This is a genomic window from Serratia nematodiphila DZ0503SBS1 (genome assembly GCF_000738675.1).
In the GTDB taxonomy this organism is placed as follows: domain Bacteria; phylum Pseudomonadota; class Gammaproteobacteria; order Enterobacterales; family Enterobacteriaceae; genus Serratia; species Serratia nematodiphila.
On the sequence record NZ_JPUX01000001.1, the window covers coordinates 2,995,193 to 3,020,908 of the forward strand.

The following is a 25,716-nucleotide window of genomic DNA, read 5'->3' on the forward strand; positions in this document are numbered from 1 at the left end:
ATCCCCTCGTGAAGTGGTCAATGCATTCAGATTCGGCTCTGGCGCTGTGCGCTCCAGGTTTCGGCGGCGTACAGTTCTTCGTCGCGCTCGAGGATCCCGCTGCGATCGCCCCAGCGCGTTTGCTGCTGGTGGGCGCGGTGCATGCGGGTGCGCATAAAACGCGCGCGCCGGAAATCGGCGGCGCCGATGTCGGCGTAACAGAAGTCGGCGTAGGTCAGGTCGCTGTCGCTGAAATCACAGCGCGCCGCGCGGCTGCGCTGGAACACGCATTGATACAGGCGCGCCTGGCTAAAGTTGGCGGCGTCCAGCGTCGCTTCGCTGAAGATCGCCTGATCGAACTGCCCGCTGCGGCACTGCGCGTGGGTCAGATTGGCCTCCAGCCACAGTGACTGCTGCGCTTGCACGCCCGTCAGGTTGGCGCGCAGCAGCGAAGCGCCCTTGAAGTTGCTTTGACGCAACGTCGCCTGGCTGAAATCGACGTCGTCCAGTTGGTTATCGGTAAACTGGCAGGCGATGAGGCGCTGCCCGGCATAACTTTTGCCGCGGTGGTCACATTCGAAAAACGTGACGCGGTCGAAATCAACCCCTTCAAACCTTGTTTCACAGAGATTTAATCGAAAGAACGTGACAAGTGACAGCCTCGTATGACTTAAATCTGCGCCGTCGAGCGGGCTTTCGTAAAAGGTGGTGCGATCGTGCTGAGTGGCGGAAAAATTCGCGCCGGCCAATTGGCATGACATCCAGTGGCTTTGGTTGAGCGACAGCCGGCTAAAGTCGCTCTGTTCAAGCCGGCAGCCGTTGAACATCGTCAGTTCGATATGGCTCTCGCTGAAGCGGCCGCCCGCCATGGCGCACTGATTGAAGGCCGTTTGCTTCAGGTTCGCTCGCGCAAATTGAGCGTGTTCGAGCCGGCAATCGCTGAAGACGCTGTCGCGCAGATCGCAATCGGAGAAGTTCACGCCGTTCAGGTTCAGTTCGTTGAACATGCCGCCGGCCAAATCCATACCGGCGAATGACAGGCCGTGCAAATCCTCACCGGCAATCAGCTCGCCGCGTTTCACGCGCTGGCGTATCTGCTCAGGTTTTGACGTCATACTTCCTTCCCGTTGTGGCGAGGCAATGTTTTCACCCTGGCGGTATAGGCACCGTCGAGCCGGGTTGCCTGATCCACTTGCGACTGCGACAAATCGGCCCGGAACAGATTGGTGCCCTGCAGATCGGCGCCTGACAGCACGCATTTTTGCAGGATCGCCGCGATGAAATTGGCGTCGCGCAGGTTAGCCTGGGACAGATCGCAGCGAATAAACAGGCTGCCGCTGCCGTTGGCCTGACGGAAATCGGCCTCGTTCAGCCGGGCTTCCGACAGGTCGCAGTTGTCGAGGCGCGCACGGCTGAAATTAGCCCGCTGCAACGGCATCTGGCGCAAATTGCACTGGTTCAGCGTCGCGTCGCCGAAATCCGCCTGCGGCAACAGCGTCTTTGCCGCGAAGGCGCAGGCGGTGAGGCGTGCGGCGCGGAAGCTGAGGCTTTGCGTCTCGGTATCAACCCAGGCGCAGCTCTCTAGCCGCGCCCGATCGAAGTTCACCGCCAGCAGCCGGCATTTGACGAAGCTGACTTTGTCGAGCCGGGCGTGGCTGAATGTCAGCTGCTCCAGTTGCAGCTCCATCAGCGTAATGTTGGCCAGCGTGGCGCGGTTGAAGTCACACTGCCCGAGCAGGGTTTCGTACCCCAGCAAGTCGCGTAACGACGCCATCGTGAAATCGCAGCGTTGAAACAACGTTTGCTGGATGTTGGTTTCGTGCAACTGCGCGCCGCCGAAATCCGTCGCTTCACATTTCGCCAGGGCCAAGGAGGCGTGGCTCAAATCGGCCTGCTGTAAGACGGCGCCGCTGAGATCGGCGCGCGCCAACATCGCCTCGCGAAGATCGCAACCCACCAATTGGGTTTGGCGCAGATCGGCGTTTTCCAGCAAAGCGCCGCGCAAGTTAGCCTGGCAGAGATCCATGCCGGACAGATCGGCGCCGGTGAGATCCAGGCCGCTGAGATCCTTATCGCGCAGCATGGCGGCGGCGACACGTTGGCGAATGATTTGCGCCAGATCGCCACGCAGGCGCAGTGCAGGGCTTTGCGTCTGTGCCGACATTAAATACATTTGGTGCAGCGCGCGCTCGCTTTCCCCCAGCTGTTTGTCGCTAAATGCGTCGGGATGCCTGCGCGCCTCCTGGAACAGCAGATCGCGTTGCTGCTGGTAGCTTTCCGCACCGGATGGCGGAACGTGATCCCCACCGGGGTTGAGCGGATCGATACCCTCGGCTTGCGTCAGCTTGAGCATGTCCTGATACTGCGCCTCGGCCTGGCTTTCCAGACGCTCGACGAATTCGGCGAGCTGGTCCAGCTTCGGCGGCGCCTCTTGCGACGGGCGCGGGAAAAGTTCATCAATGTCTTGCCCCTCGCGCAGCAGACGCTGGCGATGCTCTTCGCGTTGCTGGTGCTCGTAGGCGGCGATATTTTCCGCCATCGGGCTTTGCTGCGTCGGCGTTTCCGTATCCAGCCAGGCGCCGATGCACGCCTCCGGCAGCAACTCTTGCTCACGAAAAGCGTGCAGAGCACCCCGTTCTTTATCCAGCCGCTGGGCCAATACCTGCCGATAATGCGCGGTGGAGCGGGGCTCGCCTTCGGTTTCCAGGGCCGGCATCAGCTGCATCACGTCGGCCGCATCGTCTTCATTGATGCGCGTGCTGCCCTGATAAATCAGCAGCATCTGTTCCCGATGGGGGAAGAACCAGACGGTGGTGTGGCGCATCGCGATCTCTTCGAAATGCGTTTCGCCGCCGCGCAGCCGGTTGATGAAGCAGCGTGCGCGCCACGGCGGCAAATGCCCTTGCTGCACCGGGTCTGAAGGGTGCATGTTCCAAATCCGATAGGCGGCCCGGGGCGGCAAGCTGTCGCGTTGAGGAAACTGCTGATCGCTTTCCGCCATGTTGAACAGGCGCCAGTCGATATCGTTGGCGAAGCCGGGAAAGCCGTTTTTCAACCAGTCGGCGTCGTAGTTTTTGCCGATGCGGGAGAAGCGGCGCGGCCAGGTGATATCCAACGCGTCAAAGCTTGCCGGTTGCGCGCTTTGCCGAGAAGACGCAAGGCGCCCCTGTAGGGATTCAACATTGGGTAGGCGATGGATGCGGCCTTGCGGAAATGTTTCTGGGGTGGCGCCGATGCCGTGCGGATTATCGGCGAACTGTGCGCCGCCGTAAGCCCGGCGCCAGTCCAGACGCATTTCTGCAAAAGGGAGGGGAGTAGAGGGACGATCGTTGATCCAATGGCGATCGCCGAAAACCACCAGCGTTTTTTCCAGCGAATCAAGCTGGATCTTCACGGCGCAAGCGGTTTTGTCTTGTTGATGATGGGTGTAGGCATTGCCGGTGGCGAGAAACTCCGCGCAGGCTTTTGGGATAGCCAAATCGAGCACGCCGCCGCTCAACGTGAGTTCGTCGGCGGCCAACTGCCACAACTCCGGTTCGGGACGCAGGCGCGGGGCGGCCCCCATGTCGGCCAAGGCCAAAACGGAAACGCCCAGATGGTTTTGCCCTTGCCAAGAGAAGGGACGATGAAGCGCGCTGAGGCGCAGAGGTTTTACGACTTTCATTGTGTGTGTAAAGCTTCCTGTGGATATCAGCCGGCAGCCAGGCTGCTTGCTCAAAAACAATCCGTTTTTCGGTTTAATAGATATCAGGCTATGTCACAACAGATGAAGAAAACGATGCGGCGTTCAGAGCCGATCGCCAATGCGGGGAGCGCCCCGCTTCGAAATGGATGATCAAGAGGACAGTGCGTTGTCCTTTCCGCTTATTCCACGAGCCAGCAGCACGGCGGCCACGGACAACGCCGCGGCGATCGCCTTGGCGATCAATTGGCCGGCGCTCTCCAGGTGATAGGGCGCAAAGAAGCCGATGTCATTGGTGCCCAGGATCAGCAGCGCGGCGAGCGCCGCAAAACAGGGCAGCTCTATCGCCAGCGCCAGTCTGCCGGTGGGCGCCGCACCCAGGTAACTCATCAAAAAGCCGGGAAAAATCAGCAATCCGATCAGTTCTGCGGGGGCATTTACCGCAGACATCACCTGCTGGTTGTATTTCAGGAGCGCCAGCATCAGCGCGACAAAGATCAGCAGCCGCACAGGCAACGTGGCCGCTCGGTTGGCCGACAAAAAGGTTTTGCCGATCGCAGCGAGCAATACGCAGCCAACCAGGATGCCAAAGAAGGTAAACAGGACTTGCCCCCAGAGGCTGTCCTGCGTCGAAAAGGCAATGAACGTGCCCATCGTGACACTTCCTTATGCAAGGTGATTTCGCGAACTGATGAACGATAAGCCGTTTACGGAACGTTGAAATCGGATCGCGTGATTGAAGGGATGCTTTTCGCTCAAAGTCGGGAAAGCTCTTCGATCACCGCTTTTTTGGGATTCTTCGGATCGTACTTTATCGCGATGAAATGGCCCGGCTGATAACGCGGCAGATCCACGACGCTGATCGGGCCTTTCGCCACGGCCGTATGGTTTTTCCCGTCTTGGGCGATGTACTTGACTTCGACTTCGCAGACCGGCCGATTCCCGTCCCACAGGTTGGTCTGGCGAATGCTGACGATTTGCCCTGAGGCGGAAATACCGTTCTCCATCACGCTGAGGGAAGAACCGATATGTTTGAAATAACCCCAGATATCGACCGTGATGAATTTGAAAAAGCCCACCAGGCTGAGAATGGGAGCCAATAAAATCAAACCGATAACGGTGAAAACATTTTTGGCCTTCGACATGGGAGTCCCTTTACAAGAAGATCGCCAGCGCCTTGGTGCTCAATCGTAAGGCACCGTTGGTCACCAGCGCGCCAAGCTGCGTGAACGTCATGGGATCATTACTGAGCTTGAAATTGGTTTTGCTGATCGACAGCGGGTTGTGCGAGATATCCAGCATCGTGTGTTTCAGGCTGGCTCCTGTCAACGCAAGATTTGAACCGTAAAAGGCGAAGTTGGCTCCGGTCGCCACCCATTTCAAGCCGTGGCAGTTATCTTTCCAGCTCGGAGTTTGCACCGATACGCCGTCCGCGCTGGTGATATTGATCGTTTTCGCCTTGATGGTCAGCGTGCCGGTGATCGTGGTGCTCTGATCGTTTTTGTAGGTCTCGGTGACATCCCCGGTTACGGTGGCGGTTTGGCCGCCGCCTTTAATCGTCAATTCCTGCCCGCCGGCGGTGATGGTGGTGTGCTGCCCGCCGGAGGTGATGTTGACCGTCTGCCCTTGCTTGATGGTGCTGGTCTGTTGCCCCTCGGTAATGTCGAGGGTCTGGTTGCCTTTCACCGTGACATGCTGGGTTTGCGTAATGTTTTGCGTCTGCGCGCCGTCGAGCTTGAAGGACTGATTGCCGGTGATGTCGATTTTATCGCCGCCGTCGATAATCGTCAGGTCGCGGCCGCCTTTGATGTTCACCGTCTGGTGAGCGTTCAGGTTGGCGGTTTCCAGCCCATTGACCGTTGTGGTGCGTTTCGCTTTGTACAGGAACGTGGCGTCGCCGGTGACGGTGTCGTCCTGCTGGCGACCGATGGTGGTGGTGCGACTGCCGTCAATATTGACGTTCTTGTCGTTCTCCACCGTCATGTTCATGTTGCGTTCGGCGTGCATGTCGAAAGATTCGTTGCCGGGCGAGTCTTCCAGGAACAGGAAGCTGGCGTTGTCGACGCCGCCGCCTTTGCTGCGGCTCATAAAGCCCATTTTGGTGGCGTCGCCGGGCAGATCCCACGGTGGCATGCTGTCTTCGTTGTAAACGCGGCCGGTGATGATGGGGCGATCCGGATCGCCGTTGATAAAGTCGACCACCACTTCCTCACCGACGCGCGGGATCTGGATCCCGCCGTATTTCCAGCCGGCCCAGGCGCTGGAGACGCGCACCCAGCAGGAGCTGGTTTCGTTGCCGCTGCCGTGGCGATCCCAACGGAATTTGAGTTTCACCCGGCCATATTTATCGGTCCAGATGCTTTCGCCTTCCGGGCCCACCACTTCGGCAGTTTGCGGGCCATGGGTTTTCGGCCAGGGCGTGGTGCGCGCCGGGCGCCAATTGATATCCGCCGGAACGACCTGAAATTCGGTTCGCTGTTCGCCGACGTCGTTATCGTTGCTGGCGTAGCTATTTTCCTGCATGAAGTAATGTGCGCTGACCACCAGGTAGGTGCGGTTGTCTTCCATACGCGGCGCCTGGGTCAGTTGAAAACGATAGCCGGGCGCAATGCCCTGCGAATTGCCTTCGCCGCTCATCTGCTCATGCTGCGCTTCGAACTCCTGTTGGCGAACCTTGACGTAAAACTGGCCATGGGCGTGATCGGTATAACGGCCGGGCCAGTCGAACACCTCGGCTTTGTCCTGAGCGAATGAGGCGGGATTTTGCCGGGCCTCCAGCAACCGCGCGCGCGGCTTGCGAAAATCGTAGTCATCCAGGCTATACAGGCTGGGCGTGATGGCGTCAGAAACGCTCCAGCTGTTGATGCTGTCTTTGTTTTCCACCAGGCCGCCTTCCGCGAGCTGATAGGGAATGCTGGCGTAGCCGGCGAGTTCCTGATGGGCCGCCGGCGCGTCAGCCAGCACCAGCGTATGGCCGTCTTGCTGGTGCGTGAAATAGTAATAGATGCCTTCGTGTTCCATCAGACGGCTGATGAAATCGAAATCGCTCTCCTGGTACTGCACGCAGTACCCCCAGATGCGGTAGTCGTAACTCAGGCGGTTATCGATTTTCACCTGATACTGCCCCAGCACCTGAGTCAGGATGTCGGGAACGGTCTGTTCCTGGTAGATGCGAAAATCGCGGTTTTGCGTCAGATACCACAGCGTGGGGCGCAGCACGGCGCGGTAGATATAGTAACGGTTGCCGCCGGCTTCTCGTCCGGAGAGGGTCATGCGCGTGATATTGCCGTTGAGATAACGCGGCGCCAACGGATTGCCCCGCAGTTCCAGCGTAATTTTTTGTCCCAGCAGCGCTTTCAGATCGAGCCGATTGTCGGGGCTGAGCAGCTCGACGTCGAATTCGAACAGGCCGGCCAGTTTTTCCTCACCGGAAAGGCTTCTGAACAACAGCTGATGGGCGGGCAAAGGCGTGTGCGCAATGATAAGACGATCCATACTATTCCCCGGTTTAGGCATAGCTACCGCACGAGAATTGACGCGCGATCCCGATGGCGTATCTGTCACGAATGGAGACAGGAACTGACGAAAGATTTAACAAAGTTTACACAAAGGCACGATTTGTGCAGTCTACAATAGAGCACTGCATTTGCAAAATAGCCTTGTGGATCAATGCTCAATTCGTTAACTCGCTCACGATCTTGTTTTTTATTATTTAAAACATATAGATGCGCATAGATCATTTTTTATCTCAAATTATTGGGGAATTGGTAATACCAAAAAGTAAATTTGTAACACATAAGCCAACGTGCTTATAAAACAACTCTTTTTTTGCGTAAAAAAAGTCACTGACTGTTTTTTATCCTTACCATTTGCCAGTTAAAGATGATCAAATATATAAATTTGGCGAATGTTAATTCGGATGATTCCTATTTGGTGGGCGTTCCAGGGCCCACCGACGGGCCTGGGAACATGCGTTTGAACGGTTGAAAATGCAGCGAATGTCGCCGTTAGCGTGGAGAGAAGGCGAAGGAGAGTTGCCCGATAAGCTCGCAGAGCCAGATTAAAGCCGGGTCGCGTTGCGCCTGCCGGCCGGCGATCAGCTCAATGGGGAAAGGCGCGATGGCCAGCTCGTCAGGCAGCGGGAGAATGCGTACGCGTTGCGGATCGGAAAAATGCCGGGCCGCGCTGGCGGCCAGCGTGGCGATCAGATCGCTGTCGGCGACCACCGCCGGCAGAGCGGCAATGTGTGAAAAGGTCACGGCAACGCGCCGTTGGCCGCCGATTTCCGCCAGACGCCGGTCGACCAACCCTCTGGCAGAGCCGTCGTCTGCCGGTGCGTACAGCCCATGCGGCAGGCTGAGGTAGCGCGCCAGATCCCAGCGGCCATCCGCCAGCTGTGGGTGTGAACGGCTGGCGATACACACCAGATGTTCTTCAAACAACGTGCGCACATAGTGGCTTTCCGCACCGGAAAGGTGCCCTCCCAGCGCGATATCCACCTCCCCGCTATCCAACTGACGGTAAATATTGTGGCGATCCAGGCGCGAAACGCGAATATCGATGCCGGGTGCGGTCTGACGCAATCGACTGATGATGGCGGGCAGCAGCAAGATATCGGCATAGTCGCCGGCCGCCAGCGTAAAACGCCGCTGCCCGGCGGTGGCCGGGTCGAAACGGGCAGGGGGCGCCAACGCCAGATGGATCTGTTCAAGCACCCGCTGTATTTGCGGCATCAACTGGTGGGCGCGCGGCGTGGGGGCCATGCCGCCGCCGCTGCGAACAAACAGCGGATCGTTCAGAAGAATGCGCAGCCGCGCCAATGCATTGCTGACGGAAGGTTGCGCGCGATTAAGACGCCGGCCTGCGGCGGTGACGTTGCGCGTCTGATACAACGCATCAAACACCACCAGCAAGTTGAGATCGACGCTGGATAAATTCATTTTATGAATACTCTATATACAGATAATCCATTTCCAGAATCATACTGCGTTCTTTAGGCTGGAAGTACACGAATTTAGCCTTCAATCAGGGGAAATGATGAACAAAGTTTTGATCACCGGCATTGAGCCGTTCGAGGGGGATGCGGTGAATCCCTCCTGGCAGATTGCGCAGGCGTTGGCCGGTGAACATATTGCCGGCGCGGAGATTGTGGTGCTCGAGCTACCTTGCGTATTGGGCGTAGCCAATCAGCGGTTGATCGCGGCAATTGAGGCATTGCAGCCGCTGGCGGTGATTTGTCTGGGGCTGGCCGGCGGCCGGGCCGAGATATCCCTGGAACGGGTGGCCATCAATCTGATCGATGCCCGCATTCCCGACAATGCCGGTAAACAGCCGATTGACGTGCCGGTGGTTGCCGGCGGGCCGGTGGGCTATTTCAGTACGCTGCCCGTCAAGGCCGCGGTGCAGCAACTGCGCCGGCAGGGGATCCCCGCGGCGGTCTCTTATACGGCAGGCACCTACAACTGCAACCACATTTTTTATGGTCTGCGTCACTATCTGGAGACGCAGCATTCGCGGGCCAGGGGCGGGTTCGTGCATATTCCGTACAGCCATGAACTGGCGGCAGCGCACCCGGGCAAGCCGAGCATGGCACTGGCGACGATGGTGGAAGCGGTGCGCACTGTCGTTCAGGTGACGCTGACGGTAGAGGAAGATGTGCGATTCGGCGACGGCGCCGTACATTAAAAGCAGGGCGCGGCGTACCACGCCCTGCTACGGATTATTCGTCGGCGACGTGGATCACCAATTTGCCGAAGTTTTTGCCCTGCAGCAGGCCGATAAACGCCTGTGGCGCCTGCTCCAGCCCGTCGACGATGTCTTCGCGGAACTTGATTTTCCCCTGTTCGACCCAACTGCTCATTTGTTGCAAGAACTCGTCAAAGCGTGAGCCGTAGTCGTCGAAGATGATAAAGCCCTGCATACGGATGCGTTTGCGCAGGATCAGCCCCTCCAGCAGCGGCAAGCGGTCCGGCCCCGCAGGTAACCCGGTGGCATTGTAATGGGCGATGATGCCGCATACCGGAATACGCGCTTTGGTGTTCAACAGCGGCAGTACGGCGTCGAACACCGCCCCGCCGACATTCTCGTAATAGATGTCGATACCCTGTGGGCAGGCGGCGGCCAACCGTTCGGCAAAGTCTGGGGCGCGGTGATCGATACAGGCGTCGAAACCCAACTCTTCCACCACATAGCGGCATTTTTCCGCACCGCCGGCGACGCCGACGACGCGGCAGCCTTTCAGTTTGCCGATTTGGCCGACCACCGAACCAACCGCACCGCTGGCGGCGGCCACCACCAGCGTTTCACCCGCCTGTGGTTGGCCGATGTCGAGCAGCCCCATGTAAGCGGTAAAACCGGGCATGCCGAGCACGCCCAGTAGGCGGGAAGGGTGCGGCAAATGCGGGCCGAGGTTGCGCAGGCCGCTGCCGTCGGACAGCGCATATTCCTGCCAGCCGTCATACCCCAATACCCAATCGCCGACGTTGAAATCGGGATGCTGTGAGGCCGCCACGCGCGATACCGTACCGCCCACCATCACCTGACCGATCTCCACCGGCGGCGCATAGGAGGGGGCATCGCTCATGCGTCCGCGCATATAAGGATCCAACGACAGATATACGGTGCGCAGCAGCAGTTGGCCGGCGCCGGGTTGCGGTGCGGGGACGGTATCGAGACGGAAGTTCGCCGCTGTCGGTTCGCCTTTCGGACGCGAGGCCAGCAGGAAGCGGCGGTTCTGTTGAGAAGGGGACATCGAAAGCTCCTTTGTGGTGCGGCAAACAAGGTCCGTTAAGCCTAGTGCAGGAGCGCTGAGGCGACGTGACCGAATGTGCTTAGCTCAGAGCGGAACGATCAACACGTCGATATGACTGATATTGATAAAGCGGGCGGCGGAACAGGAGACTTTGTTCATCATGCTGTCTCGGTGATTGCCGCAGAGCAGCAGGTCAAACGGCTGACGGCGGCTGGCGAATGCCAGGCTGTCACCCAGCTCGCCATGCACGATCAGCGTATCGGCGATAGGGTAGCCGGCGCGTTGGCGCAGTTCCTCCATAAACAGCCGGGTTTCTTCTTCCATCAGCGAGCGCAAATCGCCCAGCATCGGCCCGGCGAAATTATTGTACATTTCCGGATTGGCGAGGGTGCTCAACAGGGTGATGCTGCCGCCGTAGGGGCGAACGATGGAGACGGCCTTTTCCACCAGGCGGTGGCTGTCAGGGGCAACGGCGACGGTAACCAGAACGTTTTGATACCCCATATCCGACTCCTTGTTGTATCCATCGTGTTTCAGGCTGCTGCATCGGCGGCCTTGGTGGAAGTACTGCGTCGGATAAAGGGTAGAACCTGGCGGGGGGAATAAATGTGTTTCATATCACGCGCGGCAATAAAAGCTGAATGTGCCCCGGTTATATAGCAATAAAAGATAAAACCGTTGCCGCACGTAATTTCACTAAATTAAAGCACCTGTGCCCACAGCGTTTTCGGCACCTTGCCCAGATCGAACAATTTACCGGCAACCAGCTCGGCGCGACGGTGGTCGGCGGCACGGTACATATTGCTCATTTCCGTATCGTTTTCAATGGAGTAGTTCAGTTTGTCGTACACCTTCTCCAGGCTGTCCAAAGAGGAGCATTTACGAAATGTCAGCAGATATTCGAGCGTATCGGTCATGATTAAAATATAGCCTGTTAATAGTTAAAGCCGGGTGAATAACACATAGCGACTCACGGCGACGCCGTCGAGGCAGCGATGTACGACCTGACAAAAATCATTTCAATTAGATAAATTGCACTGGGTAATGATGTCGCGCCGCCCGTAGCGGCGCTTTGGTAAATCATAATATGCCAGTGCGCCGTCAGCAATCTCAGCCTGCTGATTAATGGAGAAATAGGGAAAGTCTCAGGGCGGTTGACGGCCGACGCGTCGTCGTTCGTGCTGTGGGCAAGCGCACGGTGCCATGCCGGGCCTCTTTTGGGTGATTTTTTCACCCGGCCGTGGCGCCGTCGCGGCATTGGACGATGTTTGTCGCCGCTGCTTGCGTTGAAAAGCCGTTTTTTTCGATGAAAAAATATGAACAGTAAAACAAAACTGCGTTTTATTTTATGACAATGAAGTAATGAAAGCCAAAGCCATGTAAATAATCTCTGGGGGGAGGGGGAATTATCTCGGCGTCAGAAAAAGAAATAAAAAGCATTAAAGTTTTATGAATTGCTGCCGATATAACGTTTTGGGGGAATTTAACTCAAAAAAAGCACTCTTGCATCGTGCTAATACGGAAACATATCGTTACGTCTGTTGGCTTGTTCACTACGCCTGCGAATCATTGATAAGCCATAATCACCTGATGTTGAAAATTAGAACAGCCTCAGGCTGAAGGCTTAAGTCAAATCCGATAGCTAATAACCTCATAGTTTACATTGGTTATTTTTCAGCTTGGATATTTTTTAGCAACTCAAATGGTTATTTATACTGAGTTTGTTGCCTATATGCAGATTTTTGTTCTGTTATTTTGGTTTGGTGATGCTTTTGTTCGAATTGATCTAAAAAAGATAATTTTTTGGCGGATAAACATTGTTTTTAAGACGTTTTTTTACCTATGGCTGTTTTGTGAGCAAAATGACGGTCAATAAGTGAGCGTATTTGGGCGTATTTGGCTTAATTATTTTTTATTTTTGTGATCTATGTCACATTGTATTTAAAATTGCCTCTCACTTACATTGTGTGTGCTAATGGTTCGGGGGTAGAGTTGCGCTGCTTTAGGAATAATCTTATTAAATTTGTAAAAATAGTTTCATGGTGACTAAACACTATCGAAGCAGAATGCTGTACATCCATACACGTTGGTTTACGCTCGTAGCAAATACTGAACAGTGGTCGAATTTAGCGATTGTCGAAAATTATAGCAGTCGTTTTTGAGAGATTAATTTGCCAACTTTGGGAAACAACCCAAGTCACGGGCGATAAAATTTATCACCCAGCGTATGTTTTTAAACATAGTCTGTCGGGATGGGGAATATGGGTACGTCTGAATTACTTAAGCATATTTATGACATCAATCTGTCATATTTACTTTTAGCACAGCGTTTGATCAACGATGAAAAAGCGTCCGCAATGTTTCGCCTGGGTATTGATGAAACCATGGCCGATGCGCTGGCGCAGCTGACTTTGCCGCAAATGGTTAAACTGGCCGAGACCAACCAGCTGGTTTGCCACTTCCGCTTTAACGAAAGCCAGACCATCGAACGCCTGACCAAAGAGTCGCGCGTCGACGATCTGCAACAAATCCATACCGGCATTTTGCTATCAAGCCATTTACTGCAAGAGCTATCGAGTAAAGACGCTAGCCCGACGAAGAAAAGAGCCTGATGATGGTTGAGAAAAGTATCGTTCAAGAAGCCAAGGACATTCAGCTCGCCATGGAGCTGATTTCGCTGGGAGCCCGATTGCAGATGCTGGAGAGTGAAACCCAGCTCAGCCGCGGGCGCTTGATTAAACTTTACAAGGAGTTACGCGGCAGCCCGCCGCCAAAAGGAATGTTACCGTTCTCAACCGACTGGTTTATGACCTGGGAACAAAATATTCACTCGTCGATGTTTTACAACGCTTACCTGTTTTTGATGAAAAGCGGGCAGTGCAGCGGCGTGGAGGCGGTGATCAAAGCCTATCGCCTCTATCTCGAGCAGTGTCCGCAGCAGGCCGGCGAGGCGCCGTTGCTGGCGCTGACCCGCGCCTGGACGCTGGTGCGCTTCGTCGATAGCGGCATGTTGCAGCTTTCCGCCTGCAGCTGCTGCGGCGGCGCATTTATCACCCACGCGCACCAGCCGCTGAATGGTTTCATCTGCAGTTTATGCCAACCCCCATCCCGCGCCGTAAAAAGACGTAAACTTTCGCCGCAACTGGCCGATATTATTCCTCAACTGCTGGACGAGCAGGTCAAACGCGCCATCTGAGCCGCCACGTTGCCGGCTCTCGGCAATGAATACCGACGTGTGATACGCAGGGGCGGCATGCCGCCCCCAGACATGCAGCCTGGTCTGTCGCGCCAGGGCGCGTTTGCCCCACCTTCCATCCACATTGTTAATTTAAGGAATGCGTGTGCTAGTTATTTTGGGTTATCTCGTGGTATTGGGTGCGGTGTTTGGCGGCTACCTGATCGTGGGCGGTCATCTCGGGGCGTTGTATCAGCCGGCGGAATTTCTGATTATCGGCGGGGCGGGCGTCGGCGCCTTCATCGTCGGCAACAACGGCAAAGCGATCAAAGCCACGCTGCGCGCGCTGCCGCGGCTGATGCGCCGTTCCAAATACAACAAAGATCTGTATATGGATCTGATGGCGTTGCTGTTCCGTCTGCTGGCCAAATCGCGCCAGCAGGGCATGCTGTCGCTCGAGTTCGATATCGATAATCCGCAAGAAAGTGAAATTTTCTCTAATTATCCGCGCATCCTTGCCGATAACACTCTGGTGGAGTTCATTACCGACTATTTACGGCTGATGGTGAGCGGCAATATGAATGCGTTCGAGATCGAAGCGCTGATGGACGAAGAGATCGAAACCTACGAGCAGGAAAGCGAAGTGCCCGCCGGCAGTCTGGCGATGGTGGGCGACTCCTTGCCGGCGTTCGGCATCGTCGCGGCGGTGATGGGGGTGGTGCACGCCCTGGCTTCGGCTGACCGTCCGGCCGCTGAACTGGGCGCGCTGATCGCGAACGCCATGGTCGGTACTTTCCTCGGCATTTTGTTGGCCTACGGCTTCATCTCGCCGCTGGCGACGTTGCTGCGCCAGAAGAGCGCCGAAAACGTCAAGATGATGCAGTGCATCAAGGTCACGCTGTTGTCGAGCCTGAACGGTTACGCGCCGCAGATCGCAGTCGAGTTTGGCCGCAAAACGCTGTATACCACCGAACGTCCTTCTTTCGTTGAGCTGGAAGAACACGTGCGCCGCGTGAAAGCGCCGGCGCAGCAGGCGACGGAAGAAGAAGAAGCATGAAACAGAATCATCCGGTCGTTCTGGTCAGAAAGCGCAAGTCGCATCATGCCGCCCATCACGGCGGCTCCTGGAAGATCGCTTATGCCGACTTTATGACGGCGATGATGGCGTTCTTCCTGGTGATGTGGCTGCTGGCGATCGCCAGCCCGCAGGAGCTGACGCAAATCGCCGAATATTTCCGTACGCCGCTCAAGGTTGCCCTGACCAGCGGCGACAAGAGCAGTTCCGAGAGCAGCCCCATTCCTGGCGGCGGCGACGATCCTACGCAGCAGCACGGCCTGGTGAAAAAACAGGTCGATTCGCCGGACTCGCGCGCCGAAGAGCTGCGCCTGAACAAGCTGCGCGAAAAGCTGGATGAGTTGATTGAGTCCGATCCGCGCCTGAAGGCGCTGCGCCCGCATCTGCTGATCAACATGATGGACGAGGGGTTGCGCATTCAGATTATCGATAGCCAGAACCGGCCGATGTTCAAAACCGGCAGCGCGCAGGTCGAGAGCTACATGCGCGATATTCTGCGGGCGATAGCGCCGATCCTTAACGACCTGCCGAACAAAATCAGCCTGTCCGGCCACACCGATGATATCCCTTACGCCACCGGCGAGCGTGGCTACAGCAACTGGGAACTGTCGGCCGATCGCGCCAACGCCTCCCGGCGCGAGCTGATCGCCGGCGGCCTGGCGGAAGGCAAGGTGCTGCGGGTGGTGGGCATGGCGGCCACCATGAGCCTGAAACAGCATGGCGCCGATGACGCGATTAACCGTCGCATCACCGTGCTGGTGCTGAACAAGCAAACGCAAGAGGGCATCGAGCACGAAAATGCCGAAAGCAACGCGATGGATATCGCCCAGCCGGACAGCCTGAAGCAGCTGGCGCCGTCGGCGACCGCACCGGCCAGCCAAACGCCGGAACCCTCGGCGACGGCCCCGGAACCGGTGGCGCCAACGCCAGGCGCTCCACCGCAGGCATCCCCGGCGATAGCACCGGCCGATCAGGCGCCGGAACCACCGGCGTCCGCACCCGCACCGACTAACCGCGACTCACAGCCAGAGGTGACCCCGTGAGCATGGACATTAGCGATTTTTATCAGACCTTCTTTGATGAGGCAGACGAGTTGCTGGCCGACATGGAGCAACACCTGCTGGAGCTGGATCCGCTGGCCCCCGATATCGAGCCGTTGAACGCCATCTTCCGCGCGGCGCATTCGATCAAGGGCGGCGCGGCGACCTTTGGTTTTTCGGTGCTGCAGGAAACCACCCACCTGCTGGAGAACCTGCTGGACGGTGCAAGACGCCAGGAAATGAGCCTGAGCACCGAGATTATCAACCTGTTTCTGGAAACCAAAGACATTATGCAGGAGCAACTGGACGCCTATAAAACCTCGCAACAGCCTGACGCTGAAAGCTTTGAATACATTTGTCAGGCGCTGCGCCAGCTGGCGTTGGAAGCGCAACAGCAGCAAGAGGCGCCTGCGGCTCAACCGGCCGTTCAACAGCCTGTCGTTAAGCCATCGGCCGCGCCGGCGGCGATCGAGGGCGGCATGCGCATCAGCCTGAACGGGCTGAAAGCCAGTGAAATCCCCTTGATGTTGGAAGAGCTGGGCAACCTCGGCGAGGTTAAAGATCCGCATCAGACGGAACACAGTCTGGACGTGACGTTGCTCACCTCCGCCAGTGAAGACGACATCAGCGCCGTGTTGTGCTTCGTGCTGGAACCGGAACAAATCAGCTTCTCGACGCCGACCCAGAGCGAACCGGCCATCGCAGAAGCGGGCTTACCGGAAGTGGCCGCCTTACCGGAGCCTGCGCCGGTCGCGAACGCCGCGCCGCCTGCCGCGAAACCGGCCGAAGCGCCAAAAGCGCGCGCCAAGGCGAGCGAATCCACCAGCATCCGCGTGGCGGTGGAAAAGGTGGATCAGCTGATTAACCTGGTGGGCGAGCTGGTGATCACCCAATCGATGCTGGCGCAACGCTCCGGCACGCTCGATCCGGTGAACCACGGCGATCTGCTGAACAGCATGAGCCAGCTGGAGCGTAACGCGCGCGATCTGCAGGAATCGGTGATGTCGATCCGCATGATGCCGATGGAGTACGTCTTCAGCCGCTACCCGCGGCTGGTGCGCGATCTGGCCGGCAAGCTGAATAAACAGGTGGAGCTGACGCTGCAGGGCAGCTCGACCGAACTGGACAAGAGCCTGATCGAACGCATTATCGATCCGTTGACGCACCTGGTGCGCAACAGCCTCGATCACGGTATCGAAGAGCCGGCTACCCGTATCGCCGCCGGCAAGTCGGCGGTGGGCAATCTGGTGCTGTCGGCCGAACACCAGGGCGGCAACATTTGTATTGAAGTCATCGACGACGGCGCCGGGCTCAACCGCGAAAAAATTCTCGCCAAGGCGGCTTCGCAAGGGCTGGCGGTCAGCGACAGCATGAGCGACGAAGAGGTCGGCATGCTGATCTTTGCGCCGGGCTTCTCCACCGCCGAGCAGGTGACCGACGTTTCCGGCCGCGGCGTCGGCATGGACGTGGTGAAACGGAATATTCAGGAGATGGGGGGCCACGTCGAGATCCGTTCGCAGGCCGGTAAAGGCACCACCATCCGCATTCTGCTGCCGTTGACGCTGGCGATCCTCGACGGCATGTCGGTCAAGGTAAACGACGAAGTCTTTATTCTGCCGCTGAACGCGGTGATGGAGTCGCTGCAGCCGCAGGCGGAGGATTTGCATCCGTTGGCCGGCGGCGAGCGTGTGCTGCAGGTGCGCGGCGAATACCTGCCGCTGGTGGAGCTGTATCGGGTATTCGAAGTGGACGGCGCCAAAACCGACGCCACGCAGGGCATCGTGGTGATCCTGCAAAGCGCCGGCCGCCGCTATGCGTTGCTGGTAGATCAGCTGATTGGCCAGCATCAGGTGGTGGTGAAGAATCTGGAAAGCAACTACCGCAAAGTGCCGGGCATCTCCGCCGCGACCATTCTGGGCGACGGCAGCGTGGCCTTGATCGTCGATGTCTCGGCGTTGCAAACCTTGAACCGTGAAAAGCGTCTGACGGACGCCGCCGCATAATAATGAGTTTATTGATTTAAAAGGTGAATGATATGGCAGGATTGGCAGCCGTCAGCAAATTGGCTGGCGAAACGGTAGGGCAAGAGTTTCTGATTTTTACCCTGGGCAACGAGGAGTACGGCATCGACATCCTCAAGGTGCAGGAAATTCGCGGCTACGATCAGGTGACCCGCATCGCCAACACCCCGGCGTTCATCAAGGGCGTCACCAACCTGCGCGGCGTGATTGTTCCTATCATCGATCTGCGGGTGAAATTTTCGCAGCAAAGTGTTTCCTACGATGAAAACACCGTGGTGATCGTGTTGAACTTTGGCCAGCGCGTGGTGGGCATCGTGGTTGACGGCGTCTCCGACGTGCTGTCGCTCACCGCCGATCAGATCCGTCCGGCGCCGGAGTTCGCGGTGACCCTGGCGACCGAATATCTCACCGGCCTCGGTTCGCTGGGCGAGCGCATGCTGATCCTGGTGGATATCGAAAAGCTGCTGAGCAGCGAAGAGATGTCGCTGGTCGACAGCGTGGCGAAAAGCGTCTGATTTCAGACTCAAGGGGCGGGGCGCCGCCCCTTTAATCTTCATTTTCCCTGATCTGTCGCGATGGCCTCAGCCGCGCTCGGAACCCCCACTAAAAATAGTTACTTTCCCGCATAAAGTTTTGCCGCACGGCGCCGATAACTCTCACATTCAACGTCATCAGAGCCTGTCTGCGCGGGCTTCAACAAGGGAAATCATGTTAAATCGTATGAAGGTGGTCACCAGCCTGTTGCTGGTGTTGGTGCTGTTTGGCGCCTTGCAGTTGATTTCGGGCGGACTTTTTTTCTCCTCGCTGAAAAGCGATAAGGAAAACTTTACCGTCCTGCAAACGATCCGCCAGCAGCAGCTGCAGCTGAGTGAAAGCCGCGTTGACCTGCTGCAGGCGCGCAACTCCCTGAACCGCGCCGGTATCCGCTACATGATGGATACCAACAAGATCGGCAGCGGCGCCACCATTGATGAACTGCTGGCCAAGGCGAAGGAAGAGCTGGGTGAAGCGGAAAGACACTACGCCGCGTACGAGAAAATTCCTCAGGACCCGCGCCAGGATCCTCAGTCGGCGGAACGCCTCAAGCAGCAGTACGATGTGCTGTACGGCGCGCTCTCCGAGCTGATCCAACTGCTGGGCGAAGGCAAAATCAACGCCTTCTTCGATCAGCCTACGCAGAGTTACCAGGACAACTTTGAGCAGAGCTACAACGGTTATCTGGAGCAAAACGGCAAGCTGTACCAAATCGCGGTTGACGGCAGCAACAGCTCCTACAACTCGGCCATTTGGACGCTGATCGTGGTGCTGGTGGTGGTGCTGGCGGTGATCGTACTGGTCTGGACCGGTATCCATCACATCCTGGTGCGCCCGCTGAACCGCATGATCGACCACATCAAACAGATCGCCGCCGGCGACCTGACTCAGCAGATCGTCGTCAACAGCCGCAACGAAATGGGCGTGCTGGCGGCCAGCCTGAAACACATGCAAAGCGAACTGATCGAAACCGTCAGCGGCGTGCGCCAGGGTGCGGACGCCATCTACAGCGGCGCGTCTGAAATCGCCGCGGGCAACAACGATCTCTCCTCCCGCACCGAGCAGCAGGCCGCTTCGCTGGAAGAGACCGCCGCCAGCATGGAGCAATTGACCGCGACGGTGAAACAGAACGCCGAAAACGCCCGTCAGGCTTCACAGCTGGCGCTGAGCGCTTCCGAAACCGCGCAGAAAGGCGGCAAGGTGGTGGCCAACGTGGTGCAGACCATGCACGACATCGCCGGCAGCTCGCAGAAGATCGCCGATATTACCGGCGTGATCGACGGTATCGCCTTCCAGACCAACATCCTGGCGTTGAACGCCGCAGTGGAAGCGGCGCGCGCCGGCGAACAGGGTCGCGGCTTCGCGGTGGTGGCCGGTGAAGTGCGCAACCTGGCGCAGCGCAGCGCGCAGGCGGCGAAAGAGATCAAAGGCCTGATCGAAGACTCGGTCAGCCGCGTCGATATGGGCTCCGTGCTGGTGGAAAGCGCCGGGGAAACCATGGGTGACATCGTCAACGCCGTCACCCGCGTGACCGACATCATGGGCGAAATCGCCTCGGCTTCCGACGAGCAGAGCCGCGGTATCGATCAGGTTGGCCAGGCGGTAGCGGAAATGGACCGCGTGACCCAGCAGAACGCCTCGTTGGTGGAAGAATCCGCCTCGGCGGCGGCGGCGCTGGAAGAACAGGCCAGCATGCTGACCCAGTCGGTAGCGGTATTCCGCCTGAGGTCGGAAGGCCAGGAAGAGTTTAAAGCGCCTGTCACCAGCAAGGCGACGGTAACACCGGTAATCAATCATAAGAAAATGAACGCCAGCGATCTGCAGGATAACTGGGAAACGTTCTGACCGGTATCGGGCCTCTCTCGCAGAGGCCCTTTTCCCTACGTAGGCCGGTCGCCGGCCGGCTGCAAGGAGGTTCACAGTGTTTAACCGAATCCGTATCTCTACCAGCTTGTTCCTGTTGTTGATGACCTTCTGCGTTCTGCAGTTGGCCAGCAGCGGCCTGTCGTATTCCGCGTTTCGCTCCGATAACCACAACCTCGACATCATCACCCTCGGCAGCCAGCAGCGCGATTCGCTCAGCCTGAGCTGGGTGTCGCTGTTGCAGGCGCGCAATACGCTGAACCGCGCCGGCACCCGCGCGGCGCTGAAACTGCCGCAGGAGCAGGTGAACGAATTGATGAGCAGCGCCCGCAGTTCGCTGCAGAAGGCCGATCTCTATTTCAATCAGTTTATGGCGGTTGAACGCAGCAGTGAACAGCAGAACCAGCAGACGGCCACCACCAAGGCCAGCTACGAGCGGCTGCGCGGCGCGCTGCGTGAGCTGATCGGTTTCCTGGAAAAGGGCGAGCTGCAGGCGTTTATGGATCAGCCGACGCAGAAAACCCAGGACCTGTTTGAGGCTGACTTCGTGCAGTACCTGCAGTTGGTCAACGGTGACATCAGCGAGGCTCGAGACGCCAACCAATTCTCCTTCACGCTGGCGGGCCTGATGCTGGCGGGGCGGTCTTGATGCTGATCGTGGTGACCGGCAGCGCCATGTGGTGGTTGCGCACCATGTTGGTACAGCCGCTGAACCAAATCCGCAGCCACTTTGAACGCATCGCCGCCGGCGATTTGGCGACGCCGATTCAGGTGTATGGCCGCAATGAAATCAGCATGTTGTTCGCCAGCCTGCAACGCACGCAGCAGTCACTGATCGGTACCGTCGGCGCGGTGCGCGACGGTGCGGAGTCGATTCTGATCGGCCTGCAGGAGATCGCCGAAGGCAATAACGATCTCTCTTCCCGTACCGAGCAGCAGGCCGCTTCGCTGGAAGAAACCGCCGCCAGCATGGAACAGCTGACCGCGACGGTGAAACAGAACGCCGACAATGCGCGGCAGGCCTCTCAGCTGGCGCGCGACGCTTCGGCCACCGCGGCCAAGGGCGGCGAACTGGCCGGGGACGTGGTCACCACCATGCACGATATCGCCAACAGCTCGCAGAAAATCGGCGCCATCACCAGCGTGATCGACGGCATCGCCTTCCAGACCAACATTCTGGCGCTCAATGCGGCGGTGGAAGCGGCGCGCGCCGGTGAACAGGGGCGCGGTTTCGCCGTGGTCGCCGGCGAAGTGCGCAACCTGGCGAGCCGCAGCGCGCAGGCGGCGAAAGAGATCAAGGTGCTGATCGACGAATCGGTCAGCCGCGTCAAACACGGCTCGGTGCTGGTGGAAAATTCCGGCGCCACCATGCAGGACATCGTGCGTTCGGTGACGCGCGTCACCGACATCATGGGCGAGATCGCGTCGGCTTCGGATGAACAGAGCCGCGGCATCGAGCAGGTGACGCAGGCGGTGACCCAGATGGATCAGGTTACCCAGCAGAACGCCGCGCTGGTGGAAGAGTCCGCTTCTGCCGCCACCGCGCTGGAAGAGCAGGCCATTACCCTGGCCGACGCGGTCGCGGTATTCCGTCTGGCGGACGATAACTTCGTCGCGCCAGGTAACAGCAACAACGCAGTTTCACCCGTGGTAAAGGAAGCCCAAGATTGTCAAACCGCATAAGCAGCACGTTTTACTCCGGTGAGGCGGCATGAAACAGGCGCCGTCAACTTCTAACCGGGATACTGCGTCGATGTTGACGCAAATGGTGCAGCGCCTGCCGCTGTCGGACGTGCATTTTCGCCGTATCAGCCAGTTGATTTATCAACGCGCCGGCATCGTGCTGGCGGAGCATAAGCGCGAGATGGTTTACAACCGCCTGGTGCGCCGGTTGCGGCTGTTGGGATTGCACGATTTCGGCGATTACCTGGCGCTGCTGGAAAGCGATCCGAACAGCGCGGAATGGCAGGCGTTCATCAACGCATTGACCACCAACCTGACGGCATTTTTCCGCGAGGCGCATCACTTCCCGATCCTGGCGGAGCATGCGCGCTCGCGGCCGAACGGTTACAGCGTCTGGAGCACCGCGGCCTCGACCGGCGAAGAGCCGTATTCGATCGCCATCACGCTGAGCGATGCCCTGGGGCAGCGGGCCGGCAGTTGCCAGGTCTGGGCCAGCGACATCGATACGCAGGTGCTGGAAAAAGCGGAGGCGGGCGTTTACCGCCAGGAAGATCTGCGCACCCTGACGCCGACCCAAATGCAGCGCTATTTTCTGCGCGGCACCGGTCCGCATCAGGGGCTGGTGCGCGTGCGGCCGGAGTTGGCGGCGCGAGTGAACTTTCAGCCGCTGAATCTGCTGGCGCCGGAGTGGGCGCTGCCGGGGCAATTCGACGCCATTTTTTGCCGCAACGTCATGATCTATTTCGATAAGGCGACGCAGGAGCGCATCCTGCGCCGCTTCGTTCCCTTGCTTAAGCCGGGGGGGCTGATGTTCGCCGGCCACTCCGAGAATTTCAGCCAGATCAGCCGGGATTTCTACTTGCGTGGGCAGACCGTGTATGGGCTGACCAAGGAGAGGTAATGAGTAAAATCAGAGTGTTATGCGTAGACGATTCGGCACTGATGCGCCAGCTGATGACGGAAATCGTGAACGGCCATGCCGACATGGAAATGGTGGCGACCGCGCCGGATCCGCTGGTGGCGCGCGATCTGATCAAAAAATTTAATCCTCAGGTGCTGACGCTGGACGTCGAGATGCCGCGCATGGACGGGCTAGATTTCCTCGAGAAGCTGATGCGCCTGCGGCCGATGCCGGTGGTGATGGTCTCTTCGTTGACCGGCAAAGGCTCGGAAATCACGCTGCGCGCGCTGGAACTGGGCGCGGTGGATTTCGTCACCAAACCGCAACTCGGCATTCGCGAGGGCATGTTGGCCTACAGCGAGCTGATTGCCGAGAAGATCCGCACCGCGGCCAGAGCGCGCCTGCCTCAGCGCTCCAGCAGCCCGGCGCCGGCGATCCTCAGCCATGCGCCGCTGCTGAGCAGTGAAAAACTGATCGCCATCGGCGCCTCCACCGGCGGCACCGAAGCGATCCGCCAGGTGCTGCAGCCGCTGCCGGCCACCAGTCCGGCGCTGTTGATCACCCAGCACATGCCGCCGGGTTTCACCCGTTCGTTCGCCGAACGGCTGAACAAGCTGTGCCAGATCACGGTGAAAGAAGCGGAGGACGGCGAGCGCGTGCTGCCGGGCCACGCTTACATCGCCCCGGGGGACCGCCATCTGGAGCTGACGCGCAGCGGCGCCAACTATCAGGTGAAGCTGCATGACGGCCCGGCGGTCAACCGCCATCGCCCATCGGTCGATGTGCTGTTCCGCTCGGTGGCGCAATACGCCGGCCGCAATGCGGTGGGGGTGATCCTCACCGGCATGGGCAACGACGGGGCGGCGGGGATGCTGGAGATGCACCGCGCCGGGGCTTATACCCTGGCGCAGAACGAGGCGAGCTGCGTGGTGTTCGGCATGCCGCGCGAGGCGATCGCCAGCGGCGGCGTCAGCGAAGTGGTCGAGCTGGACAGAATGAGCCAGCGAATGCTGGCGCAGATCGCCGGCGGCCAGGCATTGCGCATTTGATTTCAGTCCGCAGGGTCTTCCCGGCGGCGATATGACCCAGGTTCGCCGTGCGGCGGCCTGCGGTGTTGCATCATTAAACGGTTAACTATTTCAGGAGTAACAATGGCAGACAAGAACCTCAGATTTCTGGTTGTGGACGACTTCTCCACCATGCGTCGCATCGTCAGAAATTTGCTCAAAGAGCTGGGCTTCAACAACGTCGAAGAAGCTGAAGACGGTGCGGATGCGCTGAACAAGCTGCGCGCCGGCGGTTTCGACTTCGTGGTGTCCGACTGGAACATGCCGAACATGGACGGGCTTGAGCTGTTGCAAACCATCCGCGCCGACAGCGCGCTGGCCGCGATGCCGGTACTGATGGTGACCGCGGAAGCCAAGAAAGAAAATATCATCGCGGCGGCGCAGGCCGGCGCCAGCGGTTATGTAGTGAAACCATTTACGGCGGCGACGCTGGAAGAAAAGCTCAACAAGATTTTTGAAAAATTGGGCATGTAAGGAGAGGGCGATGAGAGACATTCCAATGCCTGCCAGCGATGCAGCGACCGCGGGAGAGATCATCTCCCGCATCGGCCAACTGACCCGAATGCTGCGCGACAGCATGCGCGAACTGGGGCTCGATCAGGCGATCGCCCAGGCGGCAGAGGCGATCCCGGATGCGCGCGACCGTCTTGACTATGTCGTAACCATGACGGCGCAGGCGGCGGAACGGGCGTTGAACTGCGTGGAGGCGGCGCAACCGCGCCAGGCGGAGCTGGAATCCGGCGCCAACGCGTTGAAAGGGCGCTGGGACGAGTGGTTCGCCAATCCCATCGAACTTGACGACGCGCGTTCTCTGGTCAACGACACGCGCCAGTATCTGGATCAGGTGCCGGGCCATACGGCCTTCACCAACGCCCAGCTGCTGGAGATCATGATGGCGCAGGACTTCCAGGATCTGACCGGTCAGGTGATCAAGCGCATGATGGACGTGGTGCAGGAGATCGAAAAGCAGCTGCTGATGGTGCTGATGGAAAACATGCCGGAGCAGCCGGTGAAGGAAAAACGGCCGAACGACAGCCTGCTGAACGGCCCGCAGCTTGACCAGAACGGCGTCGGCGTGATCGCCAATCAGGCGCAGGTCGACGATCTGCTCGACAGCCTCGGTTTCTGAGGACTTTCGGGGCGCGCGACGGCGCGCCCCGAAAGTTGCGCAGCGTCGCGCAAAGATTGGAGTATATAGCGTTGCTATATACACTGTGGCGATTATAATTTGTACTCCAGTTAAAGGAGGTCGCCATGACGTTAGGTTCTGTCTTTACCAATAATCGGACGCAGGCCGTGCGTTTGCCTGCAGAGGTGCGTTTCCCCGATACCGTTTCTAAAGTGACCGTCCGCGTAGTGGGCAAAGAGCGCATTCTTGCGCCGGTGGAGAATACCTGGGACAGTTTCTTCTGCGCGGAAAATGAGGTGAGCGATGACTTCCTCAATGAACGTGCCGGGCAACACCAGCGCGAGCGGGAAGAACTTTGATGTTCAGCCATATGCTGGACACCAACATTGTTATCTATGTCATCAAGCGCCGGCCGCTGGAAGTGCTGGAGGCGTTCAATCGCTATGCGGGCAAAATGGTCATTTCGTCGGTCACCTATGGCGAATTGGTTCACGGAGTGGAGAAAAGCTCGCGTCCGGCGGTTAACGCCAGAGTGGTTGAGGATTTTGTCTCCCGATTGGACATTCTCGATTACGGCGCCAAAGCGGCTTCGCACTACGGCAACATTCGGGCTGCGCTGGAACGTCAGGGAACGCCTATTGGCGTAAACGATCTGCATATCGCCGGGCATGCGCGCAGCGAAGGATTGATTCTGGTGACCAATAACCGACGCGAATTTGAGCGCGTTGATGGCTTACGGCTGGAAAATTGGCTGTAACGTCTCCCCCTTGATTGCCTCATCCCCTAAATAACCCGCCTTTTTCCCCGTTGTTCCCC

23 protein-coding genes and 1 pseudogene are annotated in these 25,716 nt (G+C 58.3%); 15 read left to right on the forward strand and 9 right to left on the reverse strand.

Going from position 1 to position 25,716, the window contains the following annotated elements:
* Window positions 1–26: 26 nt before the first annotated feature.
* The 6 genes from JL05_RS13785 to JL05_RS13810 all read right to left on the reverse strand — a co-directional run bounded on the left by JL05_RS13785 (window position 27) and on the right by JL05_RS13810 (window position 8,601).
* A complete protein-coding gene (locus JL05_RS13785; protein WP_021504098.1) occupies window positions 27–1,094 on the reverse strand; it encodes a pentapeptide repeat-containing protein in 1,068 nt (355 codons plus the stop codon).
* Window positions 1,091–3,643: a DUF2169 family type VI secretion system accessory protein gene (locus JL05_RS13790; protein ID WP_033632732.1), complete on the reverse strand. Its 2,553-nt coding sequence runs from the start codon at window positions 3,641–3,643 to the stop codon at window positions 1,091–1,093. The genes JL05_RS13785 and JL05_RS13790 overlap by 4 nt, the downstream gene beginning before the upstream one ends.
* A 171-nt stretch (window positions 3,644–3,814) precedes the next feature.
* Complete coding sequence (locus JL05_RS13795; protein WP_015378272.1) at window positions 3,815–4,315, reverse strand: hypothetical protein; 501 nt, start codon at window positions 4,313–4,315, stop codon at window positions 3,815–3,817.
* A gap of 101 nt (window positions 4,316–4,416) precedes the next feature.
* On the reverse strand, window positions 4,417–4,806 hold the full coding sequence (locus JL05_RS13800) for a DUF3592 domain-containing protein (protein ID WP_004934914.1): 390 nt from the start codon (window positions 4,804–4,806) through the stop codon (window positions 4,417–4,419).
* Between the two features lie 10 nt (window positions 4,807–4,816).
* The gene (locus JL05_RS13805; RefSeq protein WP_033632733.1) at window positions 4,817–7,156 is read right to left on the reverse strand and encodes a type VI secretion system Vgr family protein; all 2,340 of its coding nucleotides are present in this window, start codon (window positions 7,154–7,156) and stop codon (window positions 4,817–4,819) included.
* Between the two features lie 512 nt (window positions 7,157–7,668).
* Window positions 7,669–8,601, reverse strand: coding sequence for a LysR family transcriptional regulator (locus JL05_RS13810; RefSeq protein ID WP_033632734.1), 933 nt, complete (start codon window positions 8,599–8,601; stop codon window positions 7,669–7,671).
* 97 nt (window positions 8,602–8,698) lie between these two features.
* Between JL05_RS13810 and pcp the strand changes: the two genes are divergently transcribed.
* Window positions 8,699–9,346: a pyroglutamyl-peptidase I gene (gene pcp, locus JL05_RS13815; RefSeq protein WP_004934904.1), complete on the forward strand. Its 648-nt coding sequence runs from the start codon at window positions 8,699–8,701 to the stop codon at window positions 9,344–9,346.
* A 34-nt stretch (window positions 9,347–9,380) separates the two neighbouring features.
* Here pcp and JL05_RS13820 read toward each other — a convergent pair whose 3' ends face one another.
* From JL05_RS13820 to ydgT, 3 genes are all read right to left on the reverse strand, one after another.
* Window positions 9,381–10,412, reverse strand: a complete 1,032-nt coding sequence (locus JL05_RS13820) for an NADPH-dependent curcumin/dihydrocurcumin reductase (protein ID WP_033632735.1) — start codon at window positions 10,410–10,412, stop codon at window positions 9,381–9,383.
* An 84-nt stretch (window positions 10,413–10,496) separates the two neighbouring features.
* On the reverse strand, window positions 10,497–10,916 hold the full coding sequence (gene uspC, locus JL05_RS13825) for a universal stress protein UspC (RefSeq protein WP_016927278.1): 420 nt from the start codon (window positions 10,914–10,916) through the stop codon (window positions 10,497–10,499).
* Window positions 10,917–11,113: 197 nt separating this feature from the next.
* On the reverse strand, window positions 11,114–11,329 hold the full coding sequence (gene ydgT / locus JL05_RS13830; protein ID WP_004934895.1) for a transcription modulator YdgT: 216 nt from the start codon (window positions 11,327–11,329) through the stop codon (window positions 11,114–11,116).
* 1,344 nt (window positions 11,330–12,673) lie between these two features.
* On the opposite strand from ydgT, the gene flhD reads away from it, so the two are divergent.
* The 14 genes and pseudogenes from flhD to vapC all read left to right on the forward strand — a co-directional run bounded on the left by flhD (window position 12,674) and on the right by vapC (window position 25,657).
* A complete protein-coding gene (flhD, locus tag JL05_RS13840) occupies window positions 12,674–13,024 on the forward strand; it encodes a flagellar transcriptional regulator FlhD (protein WP_004934891.1) in 351 nt (116 codons plus the stop codon).
* The gene (gene flhC, locus JL05_RS13845; RefSeq protein ID WP_016927281.1) at window positions 13,024–13,608 is read left to right on the forward strand and encodes a flagellar transcriptional regulator FlhC; all 585 of its coding nucleotides are present in this window, start codon (window positions 13,024–13,026) and stop codon (window positions 13,606–13,608) included. The genes flhD and flhC overlap by 1 nt, the downstream gene beginning before the upstream one ends.
* Window positions 13,609–13,753: 145 nt before the next feature.
* Window positions 13,754–14,644: a flagellar motor stator protein MotA gene (motA, locus tag JL05_RS13850; protein ID WP_015378266.1), complete on the forward strand. Its 891-nt coding sequence runs from the start codon at window positions 13,754–13,756 to the stop codon at window positions 14,642–14,644.
* Window positions 14,641–15,705 (forward strand): flagellar motor protein MotB, encoded by a 1,065-nt coding sequence (gene motB / locus JL05_RS13855; RefSeq protein WP_033632737.1) that lies wholly within the window; start codon window positions 14,641–14,643, stop codon window positions 15,703–15,705. Before motA ends, motB begins: the two co-directional genes overlap by 4 nt.
* Window positions 15,702–17,705, forward strand: a complete 2,004-nt coding sequence (gene cheA / locus JL05_RS13860; RefSeq protein ID WP_033632738.1) for a chemotaxis protein CheA — start codon at window positions 15,702–15,704, stop codon at window positions 17,703–17,705. The genes motB and cheA overlap by 4 nt, the downstream gene beginning before the upstream one ends.
* Before the next feature lie 32 nt (window positions 17,706–17,737).
* Window positions 17,738–18,238 (forward strand): chemotaxis protein CheW, encoded by a 501-nt coding sequence (gene cheW, locus JL05_RS13865; RefSeq protein ID WP_004934876.1) that lies wholly within the window; start codon window positions 17,738–17,740, stop codon window positions 18,236–18,238.
* 193 nt (window positions 18,239–18,431) lie between these two features.
* On the forward strand, window positions 18,432–20,102 hold the full coding sequence (gene tsr / locus JL05_RS13870) for a methyl-accepting chemotaxis protein (RefSeq protein WP_033632739.1): 1,671 nt from the start codon (window positions 18,432–18,434) through the stop codon (window positions 20,100–20,102).
* A 76-nt stretch (window positions 20,103–20,178) separates the two neighbouring features.
* A pseudogene (locus JL05_RS13875) lies at window positions 20,179–21,803 on the forward strand (methyl-accepting chemotaxis protein).
* 28 nt (window positions 21,804–21,831) lie between these two features.
* On the forward strand, window positions 21,832–22,704 hold the full coding sequence (gene cheR, locus JL05_RS13880; RefSeq protein ID WP_025159837.1) for a protein-glutamate O-methyltransferase CheR: 873 nt from the start codon (window positions 21,832–21,834) through the stop codon (window positions 22,702–22,704).
* Window positions 22,704–23,753, forward strand: coding sequence for a protein-glutamate methylesterase/protein-glutamine glutaminase (locus JL05_RS13885; protein WP_015378262.1), 1,050 nt, complete (start codon window positions 22,704–22,706; stop codon window positions 23,751–23,753). The genes cheR and JL05_RS13885 overlap by 1 nt, the downstream gene beginning before the upstream one ends.
* A gap of 102 nt (window positions 23,754–23,855) precedes the next feature.
* Entirely contained in the window at window positions 23,856–24,245 is a 390-nt protein-coding gene (gene cheY, locus JL05_RS13890; protein ID WP_004934862.1) for a chemotaxis response regulator CheY, read from the forward strand.
* A gap of 10 nt (window positions 24,246–24,255) precedes the next feature.
* The gene (cheZ, locus tag JL05_RS13895; protein WP_004934858.1) at window positions 24,256–24,900 is read left to right on the forward strand and encodes a protein phosphatase CheZ; all 645 of its coding nucleotides are present in this window, start codon (window positions 24,256–24,258) and stop codon (window positions 24,898–24,900) included.
* 125 nt (window positions 24,901–25,025) lie between these two features.
* Window positions 25,026–25,259 (forward strand): type II toxin-antitoxin system VapB family antitoxin, encoded by a 234-nt coding sequence (vapB, locus tag JL05_RS13900; RefSeq protein WP_004934853.1) that lies wholly within the window; start codon window positions 25,026–25,028, stop codon window positions 25,257–25,259.
* Window positions 25,259–25,657, forward strand: coding sequence for a type II toxin-antitoxin system tRNA(fMet)-specific endonuclease VapC (gene vapC / locus JL05_RS13905; protein WP_019452963.1), 399 nt, complete (start codon window positions 25,259–25,261; stop codon window positions 25,655–25,657). Before vapB ends, vapC begins: the two co-directional genes overlap by 1 nt.
* The last annotated feature ends 59 nt before the right edge of the window (window positions 25,658–25,716 follow it).

What these genes read in the sequence shown, in the direction of transcription:
- JL05_RS13785 (WP_021504098.1), bottom strand. Translation starts at nt 1,094, where the DNA reads ATGACGTCAAAACCTGAGCAGATACGCCAGCGCGTGAAACGCGGCGAG.
- JL05_RS13790 (WP_033632732.1), bottom strand. Translation starts at nt 3,643, where the DNA reads ATGAAAGTCGTAAAACCTCTGCGCCTCAGCGCGCTTCATCGTCCCTTC.
- JL05_RS13795 (WP_015378272.1), bottom strand. Translation starts at nt 4,315, where the DNA reads ATGGGCACGTTCATTGCCTTTTCGACGCAGGACAGCCTCTGGGGGCAA.
- JL05_RS13800 (WP_004934914.1), bottom strand. Translation starts at nt 4,806, where the DNA reads ATGTCGAAGGCCAAAAATGTTTTCACCGTTATCGGTTTGATTTTATTG.
- JL05_RS13805 (WP_033632733.1), bottom strand. Translation starts at nt 7,156, where the DNA reads ATGGATCGTCTTATCATTGCGCACACGCCTTTGCCCGCCCATCAGCTG.
- JL05_RS13810 (WP_033632734.1), bottom strand. Translation starts at nt 8,601, where the DNA reads ATGAATTTATCCAGCGTCGATCTCAACTTGCTGGTGGTGTTTGATGCG.
- pcp (WP_004934904.1), top strand. Translation starts at nt 8,699, where the DNA reads ATGAACAAAGTTTTGATCACCGGCATTGAGCCGTTCGAGGGGGATGCG.
- JL05_RS13820 (WP_033632735.1), bottom strand. Translation starts at nt 10,412, where the DNA reads ATGTCCCCTTCTCAACAGAACCGCCGCTTCCTGCTGGCCTCGCGTCCG.
- uspC (WP_016927278.1), bottom strand. Translation starts at nt 10,916, where the DNA reads ATGGGGTATCAAAACGTTCTGGTTACCGTCGCCGTTGCCCCTGACAGC.
- ydgT (WP_004934895.1), bottom strand. Translation starts at nt 11,329, where the DNA reads ATGACCGATACGCTCGAATATCTGCTGACATTTCGTAAATGCTCCTCT.
- flhD (WP_004934891.1), top strand. Translation starts at nt 12,674, where the DNA reads ATGGGTACGTCTGAATTACTTAAGCATATTTATGACATCAATCTGTCA.
- flhC (WP_016927281.1), top strand. Translation starts at nt 13,024, where the DNA reads ATGATGGTTGAGAAAAGTATCGTTCAAGAAGCCAAGGACATTCAGCTC.
- motB (WP_033632737.1), top strand. Translation starts at nt 14,641, where the DNA reads ATGAAACAGAATCATCCGGTCGTTCTGGTCAGAAAGCGCAAGTCGCAT.
- cheW (WP_004934876.1), top strand. Translation starts at nt 17,738, where the DNA reads ATGGCAGGATTGGCAGCCGTCAGCAAATTGGCTGGCGAAACGGTAGGG.
- tsr (WP_033632739.1), top strand. Translation starts at nt 18,432, where the DNA reads ATGTTAAATCGTATGAAGGTGGTCACCAGCCTGTTGCTGGTGTTGGTG.
- cheR (WP_025159837.1), top strand. Translation starts at nt 21,832, where the DNA reads ATGAAACAGGCGCCGTCAACTTCTAACCGGGATACTGCGTCGATGTTG.
- JL05_RS13885 (WP_015378262.1), top strand. Translation starts at nt 22,704, where the DNA reads ATGAGTAAAATCAGAGTGTTATGCGTAGACGATTCGGCACTGATGCGC.
- cheY (WP_004934862.1), top strand. Translation starts at nt 23,856, where the DNA reads ATGGCAGACAAGAACCTCAGATTTCTGGTTGTGGACGACTTCTCCACC.
- cheZ (WP_004934858.1), top strand. Translation starts at nt 24,256, where the DNA reads ATGAGAGACATTCCAATGCCTGCCAGCGATGCAGCGACCGCGGGAGAG.
- vapB (WP_004934853.1), top strand. Translation starts at nt 25,026, where the DNA reads ATGACGTTAGGTTCTGTCTTTACCAATAATCGGACGCAGGCCGTGCGT.
- vapC (WP_019452963.1), top strand. Translation starts at nt 25,259, where the DNA reads ATGTTCAGCCATATGCTGGACACCAACATTGTTATCTATGTCATCAAG.